19 protein-coding genes are annotated in these 20245 nt (G+C 71.1%); 9 read left to right on the plus strand and 10 right to left on the minus strand.

What is annotated here, in order from left to right:
• Positions 1-30 precede the first annotated feature (30 nt).
• The 7 genes from DMA15_RS27810 to DMA15_RS27840 form a co-directional block, all read right to left on the minus strand.
• Positions 31-432 carry a rhodanese-like domain-containing protein gene (locus DMA15_RS27810; RefSeq protein ID WP_125518037.1) on the minus strand — a complete coding sequence of 134 codons (402 nt, stop codon included), beginning with the start codon at positions 430-432 and terminating at the stop codon, positions 31-33.
• On the minus strand, positions 423-965 hold the full coding sequence (locus tag DMA15_RS27815; RefSeq protein ID WP_125515474.1) for a cysteine dioxygenase: 543 nt from the start codon (positions 963-965) through the stop codon (positions 423-425). Before DMA15_RS27815 ends, DMA15_RS27810 begins: the two co-directional genes overlap by 10 nt.
• A 578-nt stretch (positions 966-1543) precedes the next feature.
• The gene (locus tag DMA15_RS27820) at positions 1544-3247 is read right to left on the minus strand and encodes an FAD-dependent monooxygenase (protein WP_125515475.1); all 1704 of its coding nucleotides are present in this window, start codon (positions 3245-3247) and stop codon (positions 1544-1546) included.
• Between the two features lie 266 nt (positions 3248-3513).
• A complete protein-coding gene (locus tag DMA15_RS27825) occupies positions 3514-4500 on the minus strand; it encodes an amino acid ABC transporter permease (protein WP_125515476.1) in 987 nt (328 codons plus the stop codon).
• Positions 4497-5144 carry an amino acid ABC transporter permease gene (locus tag DMA15_RS27830; protein ID WP_125515477.1) on the minus strand — a complete coding sequence of 216 codons (648 nt, stop codon included), beginning with the start codon at positions 5142-5144 and terminating at the stop codon, positions 4497-4499. The genes DMA15_RS27825 and DMA15_RS27830 overlap by 4 nt, the downstream gene beginning before the upstream one ends.
• A 95-nt stretch (positions 5145-5239) precedes the next feature.
• Positions 5240-6160 carry a glutamate ABC transporter substrate-binding protein gene (locus tag DMA15_RS27835; protein WP_125515478.1) on the minus strand — a complete coding sequence of 307 codons (921 nt, stop codon included), beginning with the start codon at positions 6158-6160 and terminating at the stop codon, positions 5240-5242.
• Between the two features lie 46 nt (positions 6161-6206).
• Positions 6207-6986 carry an amino acid ABC transporter ATP-binding protein gene (locus tag DMA15_RS27840; RefSeq protein ID WP_125515479.1) on the minus strand — a complete coding sequence of 260 codons (780 nt, stop codon included), beginning with the start codon at positions 6984-6986 and terminating at the stop codon, positions 6207-6209.
• Between the two features lie 280 nt (positions 6987-7266).
• On the opposite strand from DMA15_RS27840, the gene DMA15_RS27845 reads away from it, so the two are divergent.
• Together DMA15_RS27845 and DMA15_RS27850 are read left to right on the plus strand one after the other, a co-directional pair.
• Positions 7267-7956, plus strand: a complete 690-nt coding sequence (locus tag DMA15_RS27845; protein ID WP_125515480.1) for a response regulator transcription factor — start codon at positions 7267-7269, stop codon at positions 7954-7956.
• A 15-nt stretch (positions 7957-7971) separates the two neighbouring features.
• The gene (locus DMA15_RS27850; RefSeq protein ID WP_125515481.1) at positions 7972-9390 is read left to right on the plus strand and encodes a HAMP domain-containing sensor histidine kinase; all 1419 of its coding nucleotides are present in this window, start codon (positions 7972-7974) and stop codon (positions 9388-9390) included.
• An 8-nt stretch (positions 9391-9398) separates the two neighbouring features.
• Here the strand turns inward: DMA15_RS27850 and DMA15_RS27855 are convergent, their stop codons facing one another.
• Entirely contained in the window at positions 9399-10394 is a 996-nt protein-coding gene (locus DMA15_RS27855; protein ID WP_125515482.1) for a TAXI family TRAP transporter solute-binding subunit, read from the minus strand.
• 139 nt (positions 10395-10533) lie between these two features.
• On the opposite strand from DMA15_RS27855, the gene miaB reads away from it, so the two are divergent.
• Both miaB and DMA15_RS27865 read left to right on the plus strand, forming a co-directional pair.
• Positions 10534-12024, plus strand: a complete 1491-nt coding sequence (miaB, locus tag DMA15_RS27860; protein WP_125515483.1) for a tRNA (N6-isopentenyl adenosine(37)-C2)-methylthiotransferase MiaB — start codon at positions 10534-10536, stop codon at positions 12022-12024.
• Positions 12025-12097: 73 nt separating this feature from the next.
• Positions 12098-12838 carry a class III extradiol dioxygenase subunit B-like domain-containing protein gene (locus tag DMA15_RS27865; protein ID WP_125515484.1) on the plus strand — a complete coding sequence of 247 codons (741 nt, stop codon included), beginning with the start codon at positions 12098-12100 and terminating at the stop codon, positions 12836-12838.
• 90 nt (positions 12839-12928) lie between these two features.
• On the opposite strand, the gene DMA15_RS27870 is transcribed toward DMA15_RS27865, so the two are convergent.
• Together DMA15_RS27870 and DMA15_RS27875 are read right to left on the minus strand one after the other, a co-directional pair.
• Complete coding sequence (locus DMA15_RS27870; protein ID WP_125515485.1) at positions 12929-13246, minus strand: antitoxin; 318 nt, start codon at positions 13244-13246, stop codon at positions 12929-12931.
• Between the two features lie 24 nt (positions 13247-13270).
• Positions 13271-13567 carry a hypothetical protein gene (locus tag DMA15_RS27875; RefSeq protein WP_125515486.1) on the minus strand — a complete coding sequence of 99 codons (297 nt, stop codon included), beginning with the start codon at positions 13565-13567 and terminating at the stop codon, positions 13271-13273.
• 182 nt (positions 13568-13749) lie between these two features.
• Here DMA15_RS27875 and miaA point away from each other — a divergent pair, with 182 nt between their 5' ends.
• The 5 genes from miaA to DMA15_RS27900 all read left to right on the plus strand — a co-directional run bounded on the left by miaA (position 13750) and on the right by DMA15_RS27900 (position 20180).
• Positions 13750-14688 (plus strand): tRNA (adenosine(37)-N6)-dimethylallyltransferase MiaA, encoded by a 939-nt coding sequence (gene miaA, locus DMA15_RS27880; RefSeq protein ID WP_125515487.1) that lies wholly within the window; start codon positions 13750-13752, stop codon positions 14686-14688.
• A gap of 107 nt (positions 14689-14795) precedes the next feature.
• A complete protein-coding gene (locus DMA15_RS27885; RefSeq protein ID WP_125518038.1) occupies positions 14796-15257 on the plus strand; it encodes a hypothetical protein in 462 nt (153 codons plus the stop codon).
• A 70-nt stretch (positions 15258-15327) separates the two neighbouring features.
• Positions 15328-16206: a diaminopimelate epimerase gene (dapF, locus tag DMA15_RS27890; protein ID WP_125515488.1), complete on the plus strand. Its 879-nt coding sequence runs from the start codon at positions 15328-15330 to the stop codon at positions 16204-16206.
• A 142-nt stretch (positions 16207-16348) separates the two neighbouring features.
• Complete coding sequence (locus DMA15_RS27895) at positions 16349-18553, plus strand: HD domain-containing protein (RefSeq protein ID WP_125515489.1); 2205 nt, start codon at positions 16349-16351, stop codon at positions 18551-18553.
• Positions 18554-18650: 97 nt separating this feature from the next.
• Positions 18651-20180: a M1 family metallopeptidase gene (locus DMA15_RS27900; protein ID WP_125515490.1), complete on the plus strand. Its 1530-nt coding sequence runs from the start codon at positions 18651-18653 to the stop codon at positions 20178-20180.
• Positions 20181-20245: the final 65 nt, after the last annotated feature.

The following is a 20245-nucleotide window of genomic DNA, read 5'->3' on the forward strand; positions in this document are numbered from 1 at the left end:
CCCTTACCAAAAGGGGCGCCCACCCTCGCTTCACGCCGTGACCGTGACCGGAAGCCCCGCCGCCCGCCATGCCTGGAAGCCGCCGACCAGGTCGGTCGCGTGGCGCAGCCCCAACTGCCGCAAGGAGGCGGCCGCGAGGCTCGACGCGTACCCCTCGTTGCAGATCACGACGATGCGCAGATCGTGGCCGGTGGCCTCCGGGGCGCGGTGGCTGCCCTGGGGGTCGAGGCGCCACTCCAGTTCGTTGCGTTCGACGACGAGCGCTCCGGGGATGAGACCGTCGCGCTCCCGCAGTGCCGCGTACCGGATGTCGACCAGGAGGCCGCCGGCCTCTGAGGTGTCGTACGCCTCCTGGGGAGTGACCCGGTCGAGGCCGAGCCGTACGCACTCCAGCAACTCGTCGATGCCGATCGGCTGTTCGCTCACTGCCAGTCCTCGGGGCGCTCCACGGACTCCAGGCGGAGCACTTCGCCGGTGCGGCTGTAACGGCGGATCCGGGGGAGCGGCGGGTAGTAGGCGTGTACGGAGACGGCGTGCCGGGTCGTCGACTCGTTCAGCACCTCGTGCACATGGTTGCGCCCGAAGGCGCGGCCCTCGCCGCGCGTCAACTCCCGCTCGCGGTCGACGTCTTCGGAGAGTTCCAGGGTCTTCCAGCCGTCGGTGGGCAGACGCACCGCGAGCGAGTTCTCCTTGAGGGTGCCCGCCGCGGTGAGGAACGCGCCGATCGACTCCGCGTGGTCGTGCCAGCCGGTGCCGCTGCCGGGCGGCCAGCCGATCAGCCAGGCCTCGCTTCCGCCGGGCCCCGCGAGCCGCACCCACGTACGGCCCTCGGGGTCGAGCGGCAGGGAGGCGATCAGCTCGGGGTCGGCGGCGCTGCGGCGCACGAAGTCGAGGAGTTCGGCGGCGGTGGGAGGCGCGGAGCGCGCGGTCGCGGGCGCGGTGGAGGAAGGGGCGGAAACAGACACGGGTACCGTCCTGGAGGTTCGCGGAAGCCGCGCGAGCAGGCCGGAAAGCGGCGCTCAGCGCGTGGGGAAAAGATGCGAAGTCAGCAGGACGGGTGACACACGCAGCCTGCGTAGCGGACGAGGTCCATGTGGACCCTCCGCCACAGGCGCACATCGGTGTCGGTCACGATCCGGAGTAGACCATGGAGGGGGAGGACGGTCAACTCCGGCTCAGCATGCGGTCGCGCGGGGTTCAGAGGGTGGTCGGAGGGGTCTCGGGGGCGTGACCCGAGGGGCGGCTTGACGTGTCTTGGAGAGGCGACTGGACGTGGCTTGGGGGCGGCTGGGGCTGGCCCCGGAGCGGGCTGGGTGTGGCGTGCCCGAGGGGTCTTCGGGGAGGCCCCGGGAGCGCCCGGGGTTGGCCTCAGGGGCGTTATGGGTGGGCCCGAGGGACGTCTGAGGCTGGCCAGAGACGGCCCCCCCAGGGACGTCTGAGGCTGGCCCAGAGACGCCCCCCAAGGACGTCTGAGGCTGGCCAGAGACGCCGAAGTATGGCCCGAGAAGCGTCAGGGCCCTGCCCCGAGAGGCCCCTCGCCCCCTCACTCCGAAGGCCGCCCCGCCCGCGCCCCCGCGGCGCTCTCCTCCCCGCCCGTCCGAACCGCCCGGCCCGCCTGCTCGGCGTCGTCGCCCCCGTGTCCGCCCTCCGGCGCCGTGCCGCCCCCCACCGCCGCCTCGGCCGCCGCGTACAGCTCGGCCGGGCGCACACCGGCGAGCGCGGTGACCAGGTGCCCGTCGGGACGGATGAGCAGGACGCAGTGCGCGGGAGCCCCGGGGTAGCTCTCCGCGACGAGCAGCTCGGCGGGGTGCGGCAAGGCGGTCACGGCGGCGGCGAGCCGCGGCATGATCCCGGCCGTCATCCAGTGCCGCCGCTCCCACACCACGGTGCCCGGCGCGACCAGGACGACGAGGAGATGGCCGAGCCCGAGCCGCTCCCGCAGCCGGACGAAGGCCCCGTCGGGGGCGGTCACCCGCACGTCGGCGACCGGCGCGCCCGGCTCCGTGCCCACCGCGATCTCCGACTGGGACGGCGCGGGCGCGAGGGGAGAGTGCGCATAGGACGACGGCGCGCCGAGCAGGCCACGCCCCACATGGCCGTCCGTGAGCAGCGCGTCGTGCCCGCGCGCGCTCCCCGGCACGTACGCGCGCAGGCCCTTGCCGCCGCGCAGCACCGGCAGCGACTGGTCGGCGGCGCGCAGGCGTGCGGCTACCCCGGCCCGCCGCTCGGCCTGATAGCTGTCGAGCAGCGGATCGCGGTGCCCGTGGTGCCAGGCGAGCGCCAGCTTCCACGCGAGGTTGTCCGCGTCCCGAAGCCCCTCGTCGAGCCCCTGGGTGCCGAGCGCGCCGAGCAGATGCGCCGCGTCCCCGGCGAGGAAGGCGCGGCCCACCCGCCACCGGCGGGCGAGGCGGTGGTGGACGGTGTGCACGCCGGTGTCGAGCAGTTCGTACGGTGGTGTGGCGCCCCCGCACCAGCCCGCGAGGGTCTCCCGGATCCGCAGGACGAGGGCGTCGGGCGTCACCAGCTCGCCACGCGGCGGAAGCAGCCAGTCGAGCCGCCACACCCCGCCGGCGAGCGGACGGCCCGTCACCTCGGCGCCCCCGCCGCGCCACGGAGGCATCCGGTGCAGCAACGCTTCACCGGGCCAGGGAAGTTCCGTGCGCAGCGCCGCCACGGCGTGCCGCTCGACGGCCGTACGCCCCGGGAAGCGGATGTCGAGCAGTTTGCGCACCGTCGAACGGGACCCGTCGCAACCCACCAGATAGCTCCCGCGCCACCAGGTGTCCTTCGGCCCGCGCGTGTGGGCGGTCAGCCCGGAGGCGTCCTGCTCCAGGGAGTCGAGCTTGCTCTCCACCGCGACCTTGACGAGCCGCTCGCCGACGATAACCTCGCGCAGCGCGCCGGTCAGCACATGCTGCGGAAGGTGCAGCGGGGCCAGAAGTTCGTCGTCGTAGGGGACATCCCCGCAGGAGGGCTCCCCGAAGGAGAGCTCCCGCATCACCTGCTTGCGCCGCAGGGACCGCCAACTGGTCCAGCGGGCTCCTGATTCCCGGTCGCCGAACGAGTGCCCCGCGAGCCGCTCCACGAAGGCTGCGGTGTCCTCGCGGAGCACGACCGTCCGCGCGGACCGCTGCTCGTCCTTGCCCGGCCCTTCGTCGAGGACGACCGTGGGCACCGAGTGGCGGGCGAGCGCGAGGGCGAGCGCGAGGCCGACGGGGCCCGCGCCGACGACGATCACCGGGTCCACGGCGCACACCCTCCGGCGCGTCGGGATCCGTGGGTCCGGGCTGCCCGGAAGCGCTGGACGTACCTACAGGAGCTGGCAGTTGGAGCCCGGTGCACGATCACAGAACGTATGCAACCCATTGCCGGTGCTTGCGTCAAGTGACGATGGCAGTGGCGTTCACCAGGAAGTAGGAGCGGAGCGGGGTGACGCCAGGGGGATCCGGGGCCAGGGAGACAGATGTGGGGGGCGGCACCCCGGCCGCCCCCCACTCCTATGCCGACGATTTGTCAGTCGGACTTTCCAACCGAGCCGCTGGGGCCGGAGTCCGGGCGCCCCGGACCATCCTCGGGCCCGCCGGGACCCGCGGGCTTCGCCGGCTCCGCGGCGACCGTCGGACCGAGCGGCGTGGCCGCGTCCAGCACGCCGGGGGTCTCGGCGGGCTCCGCGGCGGCGGCCACCACGATGCCGGTCTTGGCGCGGCGCCCGCGCTTCTCGATCCAGGTGGCGAGCGAGGAGAGCGCCATGCAGAGCGCGATGTAGATGGCACCGACGACGACGACCGTCTGGACGAACGGGTACGTGCCGTTCACCGGCGTGTTGTTGGCGATCAGCCGCGCCGAGTACAGCAGCTCGGGGTAGAGGATGATGTAGCCGAGCGAGGTGTCCTTGAGCGTCACCACGAGCTGGCTGATGATCGTCGGCAGCATGGAGCGCACGGCCTGCGGGAACAGGATGCCGGCCGTCACCTGGGTCTTGCTCATGCCCAGCGCGTAGGCGGCCTCCCGCTGGCCCTTCGGCACGGCGTTGACGCCCGCGCGCAGGACCTCGGCCTGGACGCAGCCGTTGTAGATCGACAGGCCGAGGACCAGCGCCCAGAACGGCGTCATGTCGCCGACGACGCCGACCCACAGGGCGAAGATCGTGATCAGCAGCGGGATCGACCGGAAGAGGTCGATGAAGATCACTGAGGCCCAGCGCACCACCCGGTGGTCGGAGAGCCTGCCGACACAGAGCACGACCGCGAAGACCAGCGAGAGGACAGCGGCGAGCGCGAAGGCCTTCAGGGTCGCGAGGAGCGCTTCGAAGATGTTCTCGCGGATGCCGGAGTAGTTGAAGATGTCCCACAGGGCACCTTCGAACTCACCCTTCTCGTTGAGCCGCAGAACGACCCAGACGATCAGGCCGAGCACCGCCGCGGTGCCGACGACCGAGTAGATCCGGTTGCGGACCTTGGCCTTGGGGCCGGGGGCGTCGAAGAGGACACTGGCGCTCATCGGGCGACCTCCATACGGTGCTCCAGCAGCCGGAAGGCGCCGTTGATGGCGTAGGTGATGACCAGGTACGCGACCGTGATCCAGAGGAAGATCATGGCGATGTCGTAACCGTCGTTGCTGAGGGTCTTGGCGACGTTGAACAGGTCGACGTTGTCGAAGCTGCCCGCGATCGCGGAGTTCTTCGTCAGCGCGATGAAGATCGACCCCATCGGGGCGACCACCGCGCGGGTGGCCTGGGGGAGCACCACGACCCGCATCACCTGCGTGAAGCTCATGCCGATCGCGCGGGCCGCCTCGGCCTGGCCCATCGGCACGGTGTTGATGCCCGAGCGCAGGGCCTCGGCTATGAAGGACGACGTGTAGAAGCCCAGCGCCACGACGCCGAGCACGAAGGAGTCCATGTCCGGGAACAGGATCTTCGGAAGGATGAAGAAGGCCACCAGGAACAGCAGGGTCAGCGGGGTGTTCCGCAGGACGTTCACCCACACGGTGCCGAAGACGCGCAATGGCGGCACCGGTGAGACCCGGAAGGCGGCGATGATCACACCGAGCACCAAGGCGATGATCCCGCTGACCACGGTCAGCTCCACGGTGCCGATGAACCCCTCGCGGAACAGCGACAGGTTGTCGGTCAGTACGTTCATGAATTCTCCGCGAGAGGGCGGTCGGGCGGCGACGGGCTCACAAGACGCCCCGCCCCGTACGGACGTGTCGGCCGTACGAAGCGGGGCGCGTGGTCCTACTTGGGGTCGGTGAAGGCCGGCGGGTCCTTGTACTCGGAGCCGGACTTGCCGATGGTGGCGTCGAACGCCTTCTTGTAGTCGCCGTTCTCCTGGTGCGCCTTGATGGCGTCAGCGACGGCCTTCTGCAGCGCCTTGTCGCCCTTCTTGAGGCCGACTCCGTAGGGCTCCTCGGAGAAGGGCTTGCCGACGACCTTGAGCTTCTTCGGGTTCTGCGCCGCGTAGCCCATCAGGATGGCGTCGTCGGTGGTGACGGCGTCGACCTGGTTGTTGAGCATCTGCGCCACGCACTCGGAGTACTTGGACAGCTCGGTCACCTTGGCGCCGTACTTCGGCTTCTTGATGTTCTGCAGCGGCGTCGAGCCGACGATGGAGCAGACCTTCTTGCCGCGGACGGTCTCCGGGCCCTTGATGTCCTTCTCGTCCTTGCGGACCAGCAGGGAGGCACCGGCCTGGTAGTACGGCCCGGCGAAGTCGATCTGCTTCTTGCGCTCGTCGTTGATCGTGTACGTACCGATCATGAAGTCGACGTCGCCCTTGGAGACGGCGGTCTCCCGGGCGCCGGAGTCGACCGTCTTCCACTCGATCTGCTTGGGCGAGAAGCCGAGGTCGGCCGCGATCATCTTGGCGATCTCGATGTCGAACCCGGAGTACTCCTTGGTCGACTGGTCCTGGAAGCCCAGGTAAGGCTGGTCGGCCTTGGCGCCGATGATCAGCTTGCCGCGCTTCTTGGCCGCCTCGAAGACGGACGAGTCGACCGACGCGTCCTTCTTGACCGTGTAGCTGAGCGCCTTGGTGTCCTTGCTGTCCGGGCCCTCCGGCTTGTCACCGGCGGAGCCCTCCTTGCCGCCACAGGCGGTGGCGGTCAGCGAGAGCGCGGCGACGGCCGCTGCCACGGCGACGGACTTACGGAACTTCATGGTGAACATCCTCTGTTTCGACTGGAGTTGAGACGGCGTGGAAGCCTCAGTGTTTAAGGATCTTCGACAGGAAGTCCTTTGCCCGGTCGCTGCGCGGGTTGCTGAAGAACTGGTCCGGCGTGGCCTCCTCGACGATCCGGCCGTCCGCCATGAAGACGACGCGGTTCGCCGCGGACCGGGCGAAGCCCATCTCGTGGGTGACGACGACCATCGTCATCCCGTCGCGGGCGAGCTGCTGCATCACCTCGAGGACCTCGTTGATCATCTCCGGGTCGAGCGCCGACGTGGGCTCGTCGAAGAGCATCACCTTGGGGTCCATCGCCAGCGCACGTGCGATGGCGACGCGTTGCTGCTGGCCGCCGGAGAGCTGCGCGGGGTACTTGTCCGCCTGCGAGGCGACGCCCACGCGGTCCAGCAGGGCGCGGGCCTTCTTCTCGGCCTCCGCCTTGCCGGTCTTGCGCACCTTGATCTGGCCCAGCGTCACGTTCTCGAGCACGGTCTTGTGCGCGAAAAGGTTGAAGGACTGGAAGACCATGCCCACGTCGGCGCGGAGACGGGCCAGTTCCTTGCCCTCCTGGGGCAGCGGCCTGCCGTCGATCGAGATGTCTCCCGAGTCGATCGTCTCCAGGCGGTTGATGGCGCGGCACAGGGTCGACTTGCCCGACCCGGAGGGGCCGATCACCACGACGACCTCGCCGCGGGCGATGGTCAGGTCGATGTCCTGGAGGACGTGCAGAGCGCCGAAGTGCTTGTTGACGTTCTTCAGCACGACCAGGTCGTCCGCCCCGGGCGGTATGGCGTCCTTGGTCACCGATACTTCGGTCACGGCTTGTTGCTCCATCCTCCTCGGTTGGGAGGACAGTAATAACCCAGTGCGACCAGCGTCATTACATCTGAGGGGAAATTGAGCATAACGATCCGGCCGCAACCGGACACACCGTGTGAAGAGGGTCCCCGGTGTGCGTACCGGCTGGATAACGGAACGTGTCCGTGACCCGTGCCCTCTTGACGTGGTCCTTATCCATCGGAGTGGATGCCTTGTGCGCATGGGCGACCATGCGACTACCTGCCACGAGGGAACGACGGATGAACTGGAGGGGGCCCGTATGAGACTGCTTCTCGTCGAGGACGACGATCACGTGGCCGCCGCCCTCTCCGCGATCCTGGCCAGGCACGGCTTCGACGTCGTCCACGCCCGGAGCGGCGAGGAGGCACTACAGGCCCTGCTGCCCGCGGAAACGGCCCCCTTCGGAGTGGTGCTCCTCGACCTGGGCCTGCCCGACCAGGACGGCTACGAGGTGTGCGGAAAGATCCGCAAGCGCGGCTCGACACCGGTGATCATGGTGACGGCCCGCTCGGACGTACGTTCCCGGATACACGGCCTCAACCTCGGAGCCGATGACTACGTGGTGAAGCCGTACGACACCGGAGAACTCATCGCCCGCATCCACGCGGTCATCCGGCGCCCCACCCCCGCCGGCGCGGTGGTGCCGGGCGACAGCAAGCTGCGGCTCGGGCCCGTCCACATCGAACTGCCCACCCGGCAGGTCAGCGTGGACGGTTCGGTCGTCCAACTGACCCGCAAGGAGTTCGACCTGCTCGCGCTCCTCGCCCAGCGCCCCGGAGTGGTGTTCCGCCGCGAACAGATCATCAGCGAGGTGTGGCGGACCAGTTGGGAGGGGACGGGACGCACGCTGGAAGTGCACGTGGCGTCCCTGCGCTCCAAGCTGCACATGCCGGCCCTCATCGAGACGGTACGAGGCGTCGGCTACCGCCTCGTCGCCCCGGCCACGTAGCAAGAGCGAGGACAGGTGCGCTCACGCCTCCTCCCGCTGCTGATCGTCCTGATGGCGGGCGTGCTGCTCGCGCTCGGATTCCCGCTGGCCGTCAGTGTCGCGGCCGCGCAGCAGCAGAAAGTGGTCGTCGACCGCATCGACGACACCGCGCGCTTCGCCTCCCTCGCCCAGTTCGTCACCAAGCGCCCGACGGGCCCCCGGGTGCAGGGCGGCGCCACGGACGAGCGGCGCGAGACGCTGCAGAACGAACTCGACGACTACTACGAGGTCTACGGCATCAGGGCGGGCGTCTTCTACCGCGACGACGGCCCCATGGCGAACGCCCCCGCCAGCTGGTACCTGCCCGCCAAGGGAGACGTCCGAGAGGCCTTCCAGGAGGCCCTGCGCTCCCGTGGCAGCCACGACCCCGAGCAGGTGTGGCCGTGGAAGCGGGGCCGCCTCGCCGTCGCCTCCCCGGTGATCAAGGACGGTGACGTCATCGCCGTGGTCGTCACCGACTCGCCGACCGGGCGCATGCGTTCGAAGACACTGCACGGCTGGCTGCTCATCGCCGCCGGTGAATCGGCCGCCATGCTCCTGGCGGTCGGCGCCGCGCTGAGGCTCACCGGCTGGGTCCTGCGTCCGGTGCGGGTCCTGGACGCCACCACGCACGACATTGCGACGGGGCGCCTCAAATCACGCGTCGCCGCCGCGGGCGGGCCGCCGGAACTGAGGCGCCTGGCCCGGTCGTTCAACGAGATGGCCGACAACGTGGAGGACGTGCTCGAACAGCAGCGCGCTTTCGTGGCCGACGCCTCGCACCAACTGCGCAACCCCCTCTCCGCCCTGCTCCTGCGCATCGAACTCCTCGCCCTGGAACTGCCCGAGGGCAACGAGGAGATCGCCTCGGTCCGCACCGAGGGCAAGCGTCTGGCCCAGGTCCTGGACGACCTGCTCGACCTGGCGCTCGCCGAGCACGCCGCGGCCGACCTGAGCCTGACCGACATCGGTGAACTGGCGGCCGAGCGGGTCGCCTCCTGGCGGCCGCTCGCCGACGAACGGGGTGTGCGGCTGACGGGCGACTGCCCGGCGACCACCGGCTGGGCCGACCCGGTCGCCCTCTCCAGCGCGCTGGACGCGGTGATCGACAACGCCCTGAAGTTCACCCCCGAAGGAGGGCCGGTCCACGTGGCGGTCTCCTCCAGCAACGGCACCACGACCGTGGTGGTCACCGACGCAGGCCCCGGCCTCACCGACGACGAACTCGCCCGCGTCGGCGACCGCTTCTGGCGCAGCAACCGCCACCAGAACGTGAAGGGCTCGGGCCTCGGCCTGTCCATCTCACGGGCCCTGCTCGCGGCGGGCGGCGGCACGATCGCGTACGGGCGGAACGAACCCCACGGCCTGAAGGTGACGGTCAGCGTCCCCCGCAGCGAGCCGTCCACCACCATCTGAGGGCTTCGCTACGGCTTCACCGAGCGGTAGTAGCGGCGCGCCCCGTCGTGCAGCGGGAGCGGGTCGGTGAACAGGGCGGTACGCAGGTCCACCAGCTGGGCCGCGTGCACCTCGTCGCCGATGTGGTCGCGGCTGTCGATGACGGTACGGGTCAGCCCCGCGGTGAGGTCCGCGTCGGCCTGGTCCGTGGTGACAAGGAGGTTCGCCACGGCCAGCGTGGGCACCGCGGAGCCCTGCTGCGCCTCGGGATAGGCGTCGGCCGGCATCGTGGCGGCCCGGTAGTAGCGCGAGGCGCCGCCCTGCTGGTGCAGCCGGTCGACGAGGTAGCCGAGCTTGACGAGGCGGATGTCCATCTTCTCCGAGAGCTCGCGCACGGAGGTGGTCGGCAGCCCGCCCGACCAGAAGAAGGCGTCGATGGAGCCGTCCTTCAACAGGCCCGGCATGGTGTCGATGCCCGCGGACACCGGCTCGATGTCCTTCACGGGGTCGAGACCCGCGGCGTCCAGCACCCTGTCCGCTATCAGCCGCACCCCCGAGCGGCCCTGCCCCACCGCGACGCGCTTGTCCCGCAGATCCGCCACGGAGTGGATGTCGGAGCCCCGGGGAACCACGAGCTGGACGTAGTCGTCGTAGAGGCGCGCGCAGCCCCTCAGGCGATCCGCCCCCGAAGCCCCTTCGAGGCGGTACGTCTCGACGGCGTCGGCCGCCGCGATGGTGAAGTCGGCCTTCCCCGTGGCCACCCGCTCGATGTTCTGCTGCGACCCCTGGCTGTTGAGCAGGGCCACCTCCACCTCCGGCATGTCCTGCGAGATCGCCGTCCGCAGAAGCTCGCCGTACCGCTCATAGACGCCGTTCCGCACACCCGTGCTGAACGCCATCCGGCCGCTCGGAGAGCTCTCGCCCATGGGAAGCAGCCACCACAGCAGCAGCCCGAGCACCACGAACGCCGCGGTCGAGCCCTGCAAGGCGCGGCGCCTGCTGAGGTGGGGGAGTGCCTGGAGCATGCGCGCGATCCTGCCAGCCCACTCACGTGGATGACCAGGGGCGAGGTCACACCGCACCACCCCCGGCACCGCCCCCGGAGCGCCCCGGTCGGAATCGGCGGGCACGCGCGCGTGGCGACCCCGTACCCTGGGGGGCGAGATGAGCGCGAAGACTTACGAGGTGCGCACCTACGGGTGCCAGATGAACGTCCATGACTCCGAGCGGCTTTCCGGGCTGCTGGAGGACGCCGGCTACGAACGTGCGCCCGAAGGAGCCGACGGCGACGCCGACGTCGTCGTCTTCAACACGTGCGCCGTGCGCGAGAACGCCGACAACCGTCTGTACGGCAATCTCGGCCGCCTGGCGCCGATGAAGACCAAGCGTCCCGGAATGCAGATCGCCGTCGGCGGCTGTCTCGCCCAGAAGGACCGCGAGACCATCGTCAAGAGGGCGCCCTGGGTCGACGTCGTCTTCGGCACGCACAACATCGGCAAGCTGCCGGTCCTCCTGGAGCGCGCCCGCGTCCAGGAAGAGGCGCAGGTCGAGATCGCCGAGTCCCTGGAGGCGTTCCCCTCGACGCTGCCCACGCGCCGCGAGAGCGCGTACGCCGCGTGGGTCTCCATCTCGGTCGGCTGCAACAACACCTGCACCTTCTGCATCGTGCCCGCCCTGCGCGGCAAGGAGAAGGACCGCAGGACCGGCGACATCCTCGCGGAGATCGAGGCGCTCGTCGGCGAGGGCGTCTCCGAGATCACCCTCCTCGGGCAGAACGTGAACGCGTACGGCTCGGACATCGGCGACCGTGAGGCGTTCAGCAAGCTCCTGCGCGCCTGCGGGCAGATCGAGGGCCTGGAGCGCGTGCGCTTCACCTCCCCGCACCCGCGCGACTTCACCGACGACGTGATCGCCGCCATGGCCGAGACGCCGAACGTGATGCCGCAGCTCCACATGCCGCTCCAGTCCGGCTCGGACACCATCCTCAAGGCGATGCGCCGCTCGTACCGGCAGGATCGTTTCCTGGGCATCATCGAGAAGGTCCGCGCGGCCATGCCGGACGCGGCGATCTCCACCGACATCATCGTCGGCTTCCCCGGGGAGACCGAGGAGGACTTCGAGCAGACGATGCACGTGGTCCGCGAGGCCCGCTTCGGCAGCGCCTTCACCTTCCAGTACTCCAAGCGCCCCGGGACCCCGGCCGCGACCATGGAGGGGCAGATCCCCAAGGAGGTCGTCCAGTCGCGCTACGAGCGCCTGGTGGCCCTCCAGGAGGAGATCTCCTGGGAGGAGAACAAGAAGCAGGTCGGCCGCACCCTGGAGCTGATGGTCGCCGAGGGCGAGGGCCGCAAGGACGGCGCCACGCACCGCCTCTCCGGCCGCGCCCCCGACAACCGTCTCGTGCACTTCACCAAGCCGGACACCGAAGTGCGCCCCGGCGACGTCGTGACGGTCGAGATCACCTACGCCGCCCCGCACCACCTCCTCGCGGAGGGCGCCGTGCTGAACGTGCGCCCCACGCGCGCGGGCGACGCCTGGGAGAAGCGCAACACCGAGGCGGCCGCCAAGCCCGCGGGCGTCATGCTGGGCCTGCCGACGATCGGCGCCCCCGCGCCGCTGCCGGTGGCGACGGCGAGCGGCTGCGCCCGCGACTGAACCGACGTGAGGGCGACCGAGCCGCAGCGGGACCCACGGCCGGTCGCCGAGTAGGCGCGTTACGCTGCGGATCATGCTTGTCGCCGCAGCCGTCTGCCCTTGCCCGCCTCTGCTCGTCCCCGAGGTCGCCGCGGGAGCGGCGCCCGAACTGGACGCCGCGCGCGCGGCGTGCACGGACGCCATCGGGGTCCTCGCCGCCGCCAGGCCCGACCGGCTCGTCGTGGTGGGCCCCGCCGAGCTGAGCGGCCGCGGACCGCATCCGCAGGGCGCGCGTGGATCGTTCCGCGGCTTTGGGGTGGACCTCGACGTACGGCTCGGACCTGCCACGGGCGACGACGCCGGTGAGGGTGAGGCCGGCGGGTCGGCCGAGCGTGAGCTTCCGCCGTCGCTCGCCGTCGCCGCCTGGCTGCTCGGGCGTACGCGGTGGTCGGCCGCCCCGCTGGAAGGCCTCGGCGTGGGGGAACCCCTTGCCGCCGAGCGGTGCGTTCAAGTCGGCGGCGAGATCGGCGCACGGGCGGACCGGGTGGCGCTGCTGGTCATGGGCGACGCCAGCGCGTGCCGCACGCTGAAGGCACCGGGCTACCTCGACGAACGGGCGGCCGGCTTCGACGCGACGGTCGCCCGTGCCCTAGGCGCGGCCGACGTGGCGGCGCTGAAGGCCCTGGACGCGCAGCTCGCGCACGAACTGCAGGCGGCGGGCCGTGCCCCGTGGCAGGTGCTGGCGGGGGCGGCGGAGGGCGCCGCGCTGAGCGGCGAGCTGCTCTACGAGGACGCGCCGTACGGGGTCGGATACGTCGTGGCCACCTGGTCCTAGCCCCAGAGCCCGCTCGGCCGTCGCCGCCGCCTCCGGGCATGCGGCGACGGCCGCGAAGCAGGGAGCTTCACGACCGTCCGCCGATGTGATTCAGGGAGCCGGAGGGGGCGCGGGAGGCGACGGGGACGCAGGCGGCGACGGGGGCGTCGGCGGACCGGCGGTGCCGCCGGTGTCCTTGCCGCCCGTGCCCTTGCCCCGGTCGTGCTCGGCGAGGCGGCCGACGGCGTCCTTGGCCTTGCCCGTGCCCATCTGGATCTTGTCGCTGTACTTGCCCTTGGTCTTTCGGTCGACCATCTTCGCGGCCTTGTCCAGGCCGTGGTCGATCTTGTCCCCGTGCTGCTGCGCGAGGTCCGAGACCTTGTCCTTGGCCGGGGCGAGCTTGGCCTTCAGTTGGTCCAGGAAGCCCATGGGGTCACCTTCCCTCGCCGGGAGCTACTTGCGGGCGCCCTCACCGGCCTCGTTGTCGGCCGCTTCCTCGGCGGACTGCTGCTTCGGGATGTCCACGGCCTCCGCGCCCGCCTCGGCTGCCTCGGGAGCGTCCGCGGGCTTGTCCTCGGCGGCGCTCTCGGCGTCCTTCTCGGCCTCGGCGGCGGGCTTCGCATCGGCGGAGGCCTCGGGGGACCCCTCGGTCTCCTCCGGCTCGGCCGTCAGCGTGGCTGCGGCTGCCTCGGGCGTCGACGCCTCTTCGCTCTCCTTGGACTTCCGGCGAAACCTTGCAAAAACGCCCATATCTACTCCATACGTTACTCGTGTGGGCGAAATCCCGCGCCGCCCGGTGCGTCCCATTGCGTCGCCCGGGTCATCGGTCCTCGAAACCGGCGGCCGGAACCTCGCAACAGGCAACGACCTGGGAGCCGTGCCGTCACGTAGCTCGTTCGGGAAGTACGCGCGGGGTTTGCGAGACTGGGGCGGTGAGTAGTGCAGCTCCCGCCCCGCGGGTCATCGCCGTCGTCGGTCCGACCGCCGCAGGAAAGTCCGATCTGGGCGTTTTCCTCGCGCAGCGCCTTGGCGGCGAAGTCGTCAACGCCGACTCCATGCAGCTCTACCGAGGGATGGATATCGGCACCGCCAAGCTGACGTCCGAGGAGCGCGGCGGGGTCCCCCACCATCTGCTCGACATCTGGGACGTCACGGAGGCGGCCAGCGTCGCCGAGTACCAGAAGCTGGCCCGCGCGGAGATCGACCGCCTCCTCGCCGAGGGGCGCTGGCCGATCCTCGTCGGCGGCTCAGGGCTGTACGTCAGGGGCGCCGTGGACCACCTGGAGTTCCCCGGCACCGACCCCGCCGTGCGCGCCCGCCTGGAGGAGGAGCTGGAGCTGCGCGGCTCCGGAGCGCTGCACGCCCGCCTCGCCGCCGCCGACCCCGGGGCCGCCCAGGCGATCCTGCCCAGCAACGGCCGCCGGATCGTGCGCGCCCTGGAGGTCATCGAGATCACCGGCAAGCCCTTCACCGCCAACCTCCCGGGACACGACTCCGTGTACGACACGGTCCAGATCGGCGTCGACGTGGCCCGCCCCGAACTCGACGAACGCATCGCTACGCGCGTGGACCGCATGTGGGAGGCGGGCCTGGTCGACGAGGTACGCGCGCTGGAGGCGCGGGGGCTGCGCGAAGGGCGTACGGCGTCCCGGGCGCTCGGCTACCAGCAGGTGCTCGCCGCCCTCGCGGGGGAGTGCACCGAGGAGCAGGCGCGCGCCGAGACCGTACGCGCCACCAAACGCTTCGCGCGCCGTCAGGATTCGTGGTTCCGGCGCGATCCCCGGGTGCACTGGCTCAGTGGGGCCGTGGCCGATCGCGGGGAACTCCCGGCACGCGCAATGGCGTTGGTCGAACGACCGGTCACAGCCTGATCACGTGATGGCATCGGGACGCTCCGGCGGTCATCGCGGCACCTGACGCCGTGCCATCATCGACCATCGATCGACAGGTGGAGTCCGGAGTGGGAGGGCGCGTGGCGATGGAGGCCGGCCCTCGTGACACCGCGCATGACGGCGGAGAACAGCTGAGCCCCGACGGTCCCGACGAGACCCTCGGCGGCGTGACCGACGACGGCCCCGGAGCGGACGAGATGTCCCCGGAGGCCGAGGTCGAGGTCGAGCTGCGTCCGCAGCGGCGGCTGCGCATCTGGCAGCTCGCACCCATCGTGATCATCGCCGCTGGCGGCTCCCTGATGTTCGCCTTCCCGCTGGCCTTCGAGTTCGGCGACGGCGGTGCGGTGGTCGCCATGCTCGGGCTGCTGCTCAGCTGCTGCGCCGCGGGCTGGGGAATGATGGCCGCCCGCCGGGTGGGCCACACCTGGCCGGGACTGCCCGAGCGCGGCTCCGGGCAGCGGCCGGACTGGCGGGTCGTCACCGCGTACGCCCTGCTCTTCGTCGGCGCGGCGGTCCTCGCCGTGTGGCGGGTCGCGCGGCTCCGCTGAGACGGCTGCCGCGAGCGCCTGGGCGCCACCGCGCCGACCGGGTGTCGTACCCACCCCGTACGATCGAGGAATGAGCACGCGGATCGCCTTCCTCAAGGGGCACGGGACCGAGAACGACTTCGTGATCATCCCGGACGTCGACAACGCCATCGAGCTGCCCCCGGCCGCCGTGGCCGCCCTGTGCGACCGCCGCGCGGGCATCGGCGGCGACGGCCTCCTGCACGTCGTGCGCTCCGCCGCCCACCCCGAGGCCCGCCACCTCGCGGACCGGGCCGAGTGGTTCATGGACTACCGCAACGGCGACGGGTCGATCGCCGAGATGTGCGGCAATGGAGTGCGCGTCTTCGCCCGGTATCTCCAGCACGCCGGGCTCGTCGGCGAGGGCGACCTGGCGGTGGCCACCCGCGGCGGCGTGAAGACCGTGCACATCGCCAAGGCGGAAGCCGGCGGCGAGATCACCGTGGGGATGGGCAAGGCACTGCTCCCCGAAGGGGACGTCACCGTCTCGGTCGCGGACCACCGGTGGCCCGCGCGCAACGTGAACATGGGCAACCCCCACGCGGTCGCCTTCGTGGACGACCTCTCCCAAGCGGGCACGCTCTACGAACCCCCGCTCGTCAGCCCCTCCTCCGCCTACCCGCACGGGGTGAACGTCGAATTCGTCGTCGACCGCGGCCCGCGCCACGTCGCCATGCGCGTGCACGAGCGCGGCGCGGGCGAGACCCGCTCGTGCGGCACCGGCACATGCGCCGTGGCGGTCGCCGCGGCCCGCAGGGACGGCGAGGACCCGGCCGTCACCGGCACCCCGGTGACGTACACGGTCGATGTGCCCGGAGGGCGCCTGGTGATCACCGAGCGGCCCGACGGCGAGATCGAGATGACCGGCCCCGCCGTGATCGTCGCCGAAGGTGAGTTCGTGTCCGAATGGCTCGAAACGGCAATCCCATGAAGTGTCGCTCGAATGGGTGATCCGTTTCACGCTCGGCGAGAGGCGGTCAGTGCCGCGTGATGGGCTCGGTAGCATCAAGCACCGGCCCGGACGGAGTACGCCACCGTCCGTACACCGCCGGTCGAAGCAGCCGGAGGTGCCCATGAGTGCGGAGGCCACGAACCCAGCCACGCCAGGCCCCGTGACGCCCGGGGTCCAGCGAAGGCGCGGCCGCGCCCGTCTCGACCTGCGCAGGCTCGGCAGGGCGGCACTGCTCGGCCCCGCCGCCCGTGACCGTCTGCCCGACGCGATCGGCCATGTGGTGGAGGCCCACCGGGCCCACTACCCCGACGCGGACCTGGAGCCCCTTCGCCGGGCCTACGTCCTCGCGGAGTCCTCGCACCGAGGCCAGACGCGCAAGAGCGGCGAACCGTACATCACGCACCCCCTGGCCGTGACCCTGATCCTCGCCCAGCTCGGCGCGGAGATCACCACCCTGACCGCGTCCCTCCTCCACGACACGGTCGAGGACACGGACGTGACGCTCGACCAGGTGCGGGCCGAGTTCGGCGACGACGTCTGCTATCTCGTCGACGGCGTCACGAAACTGGAGAAGGTCGACTACGGGGCCGCGGCCGAGCCGGAGACCTTCCGCAAGATGCTCGTCGCCACCGGCAACGACGTACGCGTCATGTCGATCAAGCTCGCCGACCGTCTGCACAACATGCGCACCCTCGGTGTCATGCGCCCCGAGAAACAGGCCCGCATCGCCCAGGTGACCCGGGACGTGCTCATCCCGCTCGCCGAGCGCCTCGGCGTCCAGGCGCTCAAGACCGAGCTGGAGGACCTCGTCTTCGCGATCCTCCACCCGCAGGAGTACGCCGAGGTCCAAGCCCTCATCGCCGCCAACGCCGAGAGCGAGGGCGACCCGCTCGGCGACATCGCGGGTGAGGTGCGCGGGGTGCTGCGCGAGGCGGGCATCGCGGCCGAAGTCCTCATCAGGCCGCGGCACTTCGTCTCCGTCCACCGGGTGCACCGCAAACGCGGCGAGCTGCGCGCGTCCGACTACGGCCGCCTCCTCGTCCTCGTCAACGAAGACGCGGACTGCTACGGAGTCCTCGGCGAACTGCACACCTGCTTCACGCCGGTCGTCTCCGAGTTCAAGGACTTCATCGCCGTACCGAAGTTCAACCTCTACCAATCGCTGCACACCGCCGTGGCCCGCCCCGACGGAGAGGTCGCCGAAGTCCTCATCCGTACGCACCAGATGCACCAGGTCGCCGAGGCGGGCGTCGTCGCACTGCGCAATCCCTACGCTCCTCCTTCGGACGCTTCGGAGGAGCCTTCCGCCGGCACCGGCACCGGCACCGGCACCGGCACCGGCACCGGCACCGGCACCGGTGCCGATGACGAGCGTGTGGACCCCACAAGGCCCGGCTGGCTCTCCCGGCTCCTCGACTGGCAGGAGGCCGCCCCCGACCCCGACACGTTCTGGTCGACGCTGCGCGAGGACCTCGCCCAGGACCGCGAGATCGCCGTCTTCCGCCCCGACGGCGGCACGCTCGGCCTGCCCGCAGGCGCCAGCTGCGTGGACGCCGCCTACGCCCAGTACGGGGAGGACGCGCACGCCTGCATCGGCGCGCGCGTGAACGGCCGCCTGGCCACGCTCAGCACGGTCCTGCGGGACGGCGACACGGTGCAGCTCCTCATGGGCCAGGACGCCACCTCCGGGCCCTCGAGCGAGTGGCTGGACCACGCCCGCACACCCGGCGCGCGGATCGCGATCCGGCGCTGGCTCACCACGCATCCGACCCCGGCACCCGCCCCGGCGCAGTCCGGACGGCGGTCGCCCGAGCAGACGCCGGTCTCCGCGCCCCGGCCGGAGGCCCCCGACACCACCTCGCGTTCCGCCGCCGCGAGTGCCGTGGTCGACCGCGAGGGCGCGAGCGTACGGCTCGCTGGCTGTTGTACGCCGGTGCCGCCCGACGCCATCACCGCCTTCGCCGTCCGCGGGGGAGCCGTGACCGTCCACCGCGTCGGCTGCCCCGGGGCGGAGCGCATGAAGGAAGTGGGGCGCGCGGAGGTCGGCGTGCGCTGGGGAGACACCGCCGAGTTCCGGGTGACCCTGACCGCCGAATCGTTCGGCCGTGCGCATCTCCTCGCCGACCTCACCGAAGCGATCGCACTCGAGGGCGTCGCCATCATCTCCGCGACCGTGGAACCGCCCACCCAGCAGCGCGTACGCCATACGTACACGCTCCAACTCCCGGACGCGGCGCACCTTCCGGGGCTGATGCGGGCGATGCGGGCCGTACCGGGCGTGTACGACGTGAGCCGCGCCCAGCATCCGGCGGCCGCGGCCCACTGAGCGCTCCGGCCATCGGGCGGGCCCCTCCGTGACCCGTTCGAGTGGCCCGACGCGCGCCGTCGTACCCCGGGAGCCGTGCGCTGGTAGCGGTAAGTCCATGCTGCTCACCCCTCGGACCACGGCCGCGCGGCCGAAGGCCCTCCGCACCCCCCGCATCGCCACGGCGCTGATCGCCGCGACCGCGTCCGCCGCCCTCGTCGCGGCGAGCGCACCCTCGCCCGCCGCCCCGCTCGGCATCGGCGACCCGCTCTTCCCGCACCTGGGCAACCCCGGGTACGACGTGGCGTCGTACGACATCGGCTTCACCTATCACGGTGACAACCGCAAGCCGCTGGACGCCGTCACCAAGATCGACGCCTTGGTCACGGCTCCCCTGGAGCGCGTGAACCTCGACTTCGCCCACGGCAAGGTCCGGTCCGTCGAGGTCAACGGCGAGGCGGCCCGTTTCGAGAGCACCGGTGAGGACCTGGTCCTCACCCCGTCCGCGCCGGTCGGCCCCGGCGAGCCGCTGCGGATCACCGTCCGGCACACCAGCGACCCCGTCTCCGCCAAGGGCGCCCAGGGCGGCTGGGTGCGTACCAGTGACGGGCTCGTCATGGCCAATCAGGCGGACGCCGCCCACCTGGTCTTCCCGTGCAACGACCATCCTTCGGACAAGGCGGCCTTCACGTTCCGTGTGACGGCCCCCAAGGGGCTCACCGCCGTCGCCAATGGCCTGCCGGTCGGCAGGACCCGCCACGACGGCGGGGCCGCCACGTGGGCTTACCGCACCCACCACCCCATGGCGACCGAGCTGGCACAGGTGGCGATCGGCCGCTCCAGCGTGGTGCACCGCGAGGGCCCCAACGGCCTTCCCGTACGCGATGTGGTGCCCACCAAGGACCGCGAGATCCTGGAGCGCTGGCTCAAGAAGACGCCCGGCCAGATCGACTGGATGGAGCGGAAGGTCGGCCGCTACCCCTTCGAGACCTACGGCGTCCTTGTGGCCGACGCGCAGACCGGGTTCGAACTGGAGACACAGACGCTCTCTCTCTTCGAGAGAGAGATCTTCACCCGCCCCGAGTACCCGGAGTGGTACATCGACTCGATCATGGTGCATGAGCTGGCGCACCAGTGGTTCGGCGACAGCGTCAGCCCGCGCTCCTGGTCGGACCTCTGGCTCAACGAAGGCCATGCCACCTGGTACGAGGCGCTCTTCGCCGAGGAGAAGGCGAAGCGGCCCCTGAAGGACCGGATGCGCGAGGCCTACCGCCGGTCGGACAGCTGGCGCGCCGCGGGCGGCCCGCCCGCCAAGCCCAAGGAGCCGGCCCCGGGGAAGAAGATCAGCATCTTCCGGCCGGTCGTGTACGACGGAAGCGCCCTGGTGCTCTACGCGCTGCGCCAGGAGATCGGGCACCGCGCGTTCGACCGCCTAGAGCGTCAGTGGGTCCAGATCTACCGCGACGGCAACGCCACCACCGCCGACTTCGTGCGGCTCGCCTCGCGGAACGCCGGGCGTGACCTGAGCGGGTTCTTCGACGCCTGGCTGTACGGGGCGAAGACGCCTCCCATGCCGGGCCACCCGGACTGGCGCACGGCGGCTCCGGAAGGGAAAGCCCTGGAAGGGAAAGTCCCGGAAGGGAAATAACTTCCTGGCCGTCGGAAAACGCGGATGACGAGACGGGCCGTGTCGTGCAAACATCGTCAGGTCGA

It is taken from the genome of Streptomyces sp. WAC 01529, assembly GCF_003945545.1.
GTDB lineage: Bacteria > Actinomycetota > Actinomycetes > Streptomycetales > Streptomycetaceae > Streptomyces > Streptomyces anatolicus.

What these genes read in the sequence shown, in the direction of transcription:
- DMA15_RS27865 (WP_125515484.1), top strand. Translation starts at nt 12,098, where the DNA reads ATGCTTGTCGCCGCAGCCGTCTGCCCTTGCCCGCCTCTGCTCGTCCCC.
- DMA15_RS27855 (WP_125515482.1), bottom strand. Translation starts at nt 10,394, where the DNA reads ATGCTCCAGGCACTCCCCCACCTCAGCAGGCGCCGCGCCTTGCAGGGC.
- DMA15_RS27885 (WP_125518038.1), top strand. Translation starts at nt 14,796, where the DNA reads ATGGAGGCCGGCCCTCGTGACACCGCGCATGACGGCGGAGAACAGCTG.
- miaB (WP_125515483.1), top strand. Translation starts at nt 10,534, where the DNA reads ATGAGCGCGAAGACTTACGAGGTGCGCACCTACGGGTGCCAGATGAAC.
- DMA15_RS27825 (WP_125515476.1), bottom strand. Translation starts at nt 4,500, where the DNA reads ATGAGCGCCAGTGTCCTCTTCGACGCCCCCGGCCCCAAGGCCAAGGTC.
- DMA15_RS27875 (WP_125515486.1), bottom strand. Translation starts at nt 13,567, where the DNA reads ATGGGCGTTTTTGCAAGGTTTCGCCGGAAGTCCAAGGAGAGCGAAGAG.
- DMA15_RS27900 (WP_125515490.1), top strand. Translation starts at nt 18,651, where the DNA reads ATGCTGCTCACCCCTCGGACCACGGCCGCGCGGCCGAAGGCCCTCCGC.
- DMA15_RS27895 (WP_125515489.1), top strand. Translation starts at nt 16,349, where the DNA reads ATGAGTGCGGAGGCCACGAACCCAGCCACGCCAGGCCCCGTGACGCCC.
- dapF (WP_125515488.1), top strand. Translation starts at nt 15,328, where the DNA reads ATGAGCACGCGGATCGCCTTCCTCAAGGGGCACGGGACCGAGAACGAC.
- DMA15_RS27870 (WP_125515485.1), bottom strand. Translation starts at nt 13,246, where the DNA reads ATGGGCTTCCTGGACCAACTGAAGGCCAAGCTCGCCCCGGCCAAGGAC.
- DMA15_RS27845 (WP_125515480.1), top strand. Translation starts at nt 7,267, where the DNA reads ATGAGACTGCTTCTCGTCGAGGACGACGATCACGTGGCCGCCGCCCTC.
- DMA15_RS27830 (WP_125515477.1), bottom strand. Translation starts at nt 5,144, where the DNA reads ATGAACGTACTGACCGACAACCTGTCGCTGTTCCGCGAGGGGTTCATC.
- DMA15_RS27835 (WP_125515478.1), bottom strand. Translation starts at nt 6,160, where the DNA reads ATGAAGTTCCGTAAGTCCGTCGCCGTGGCAGCGGCCGTCGCCGCGCTC.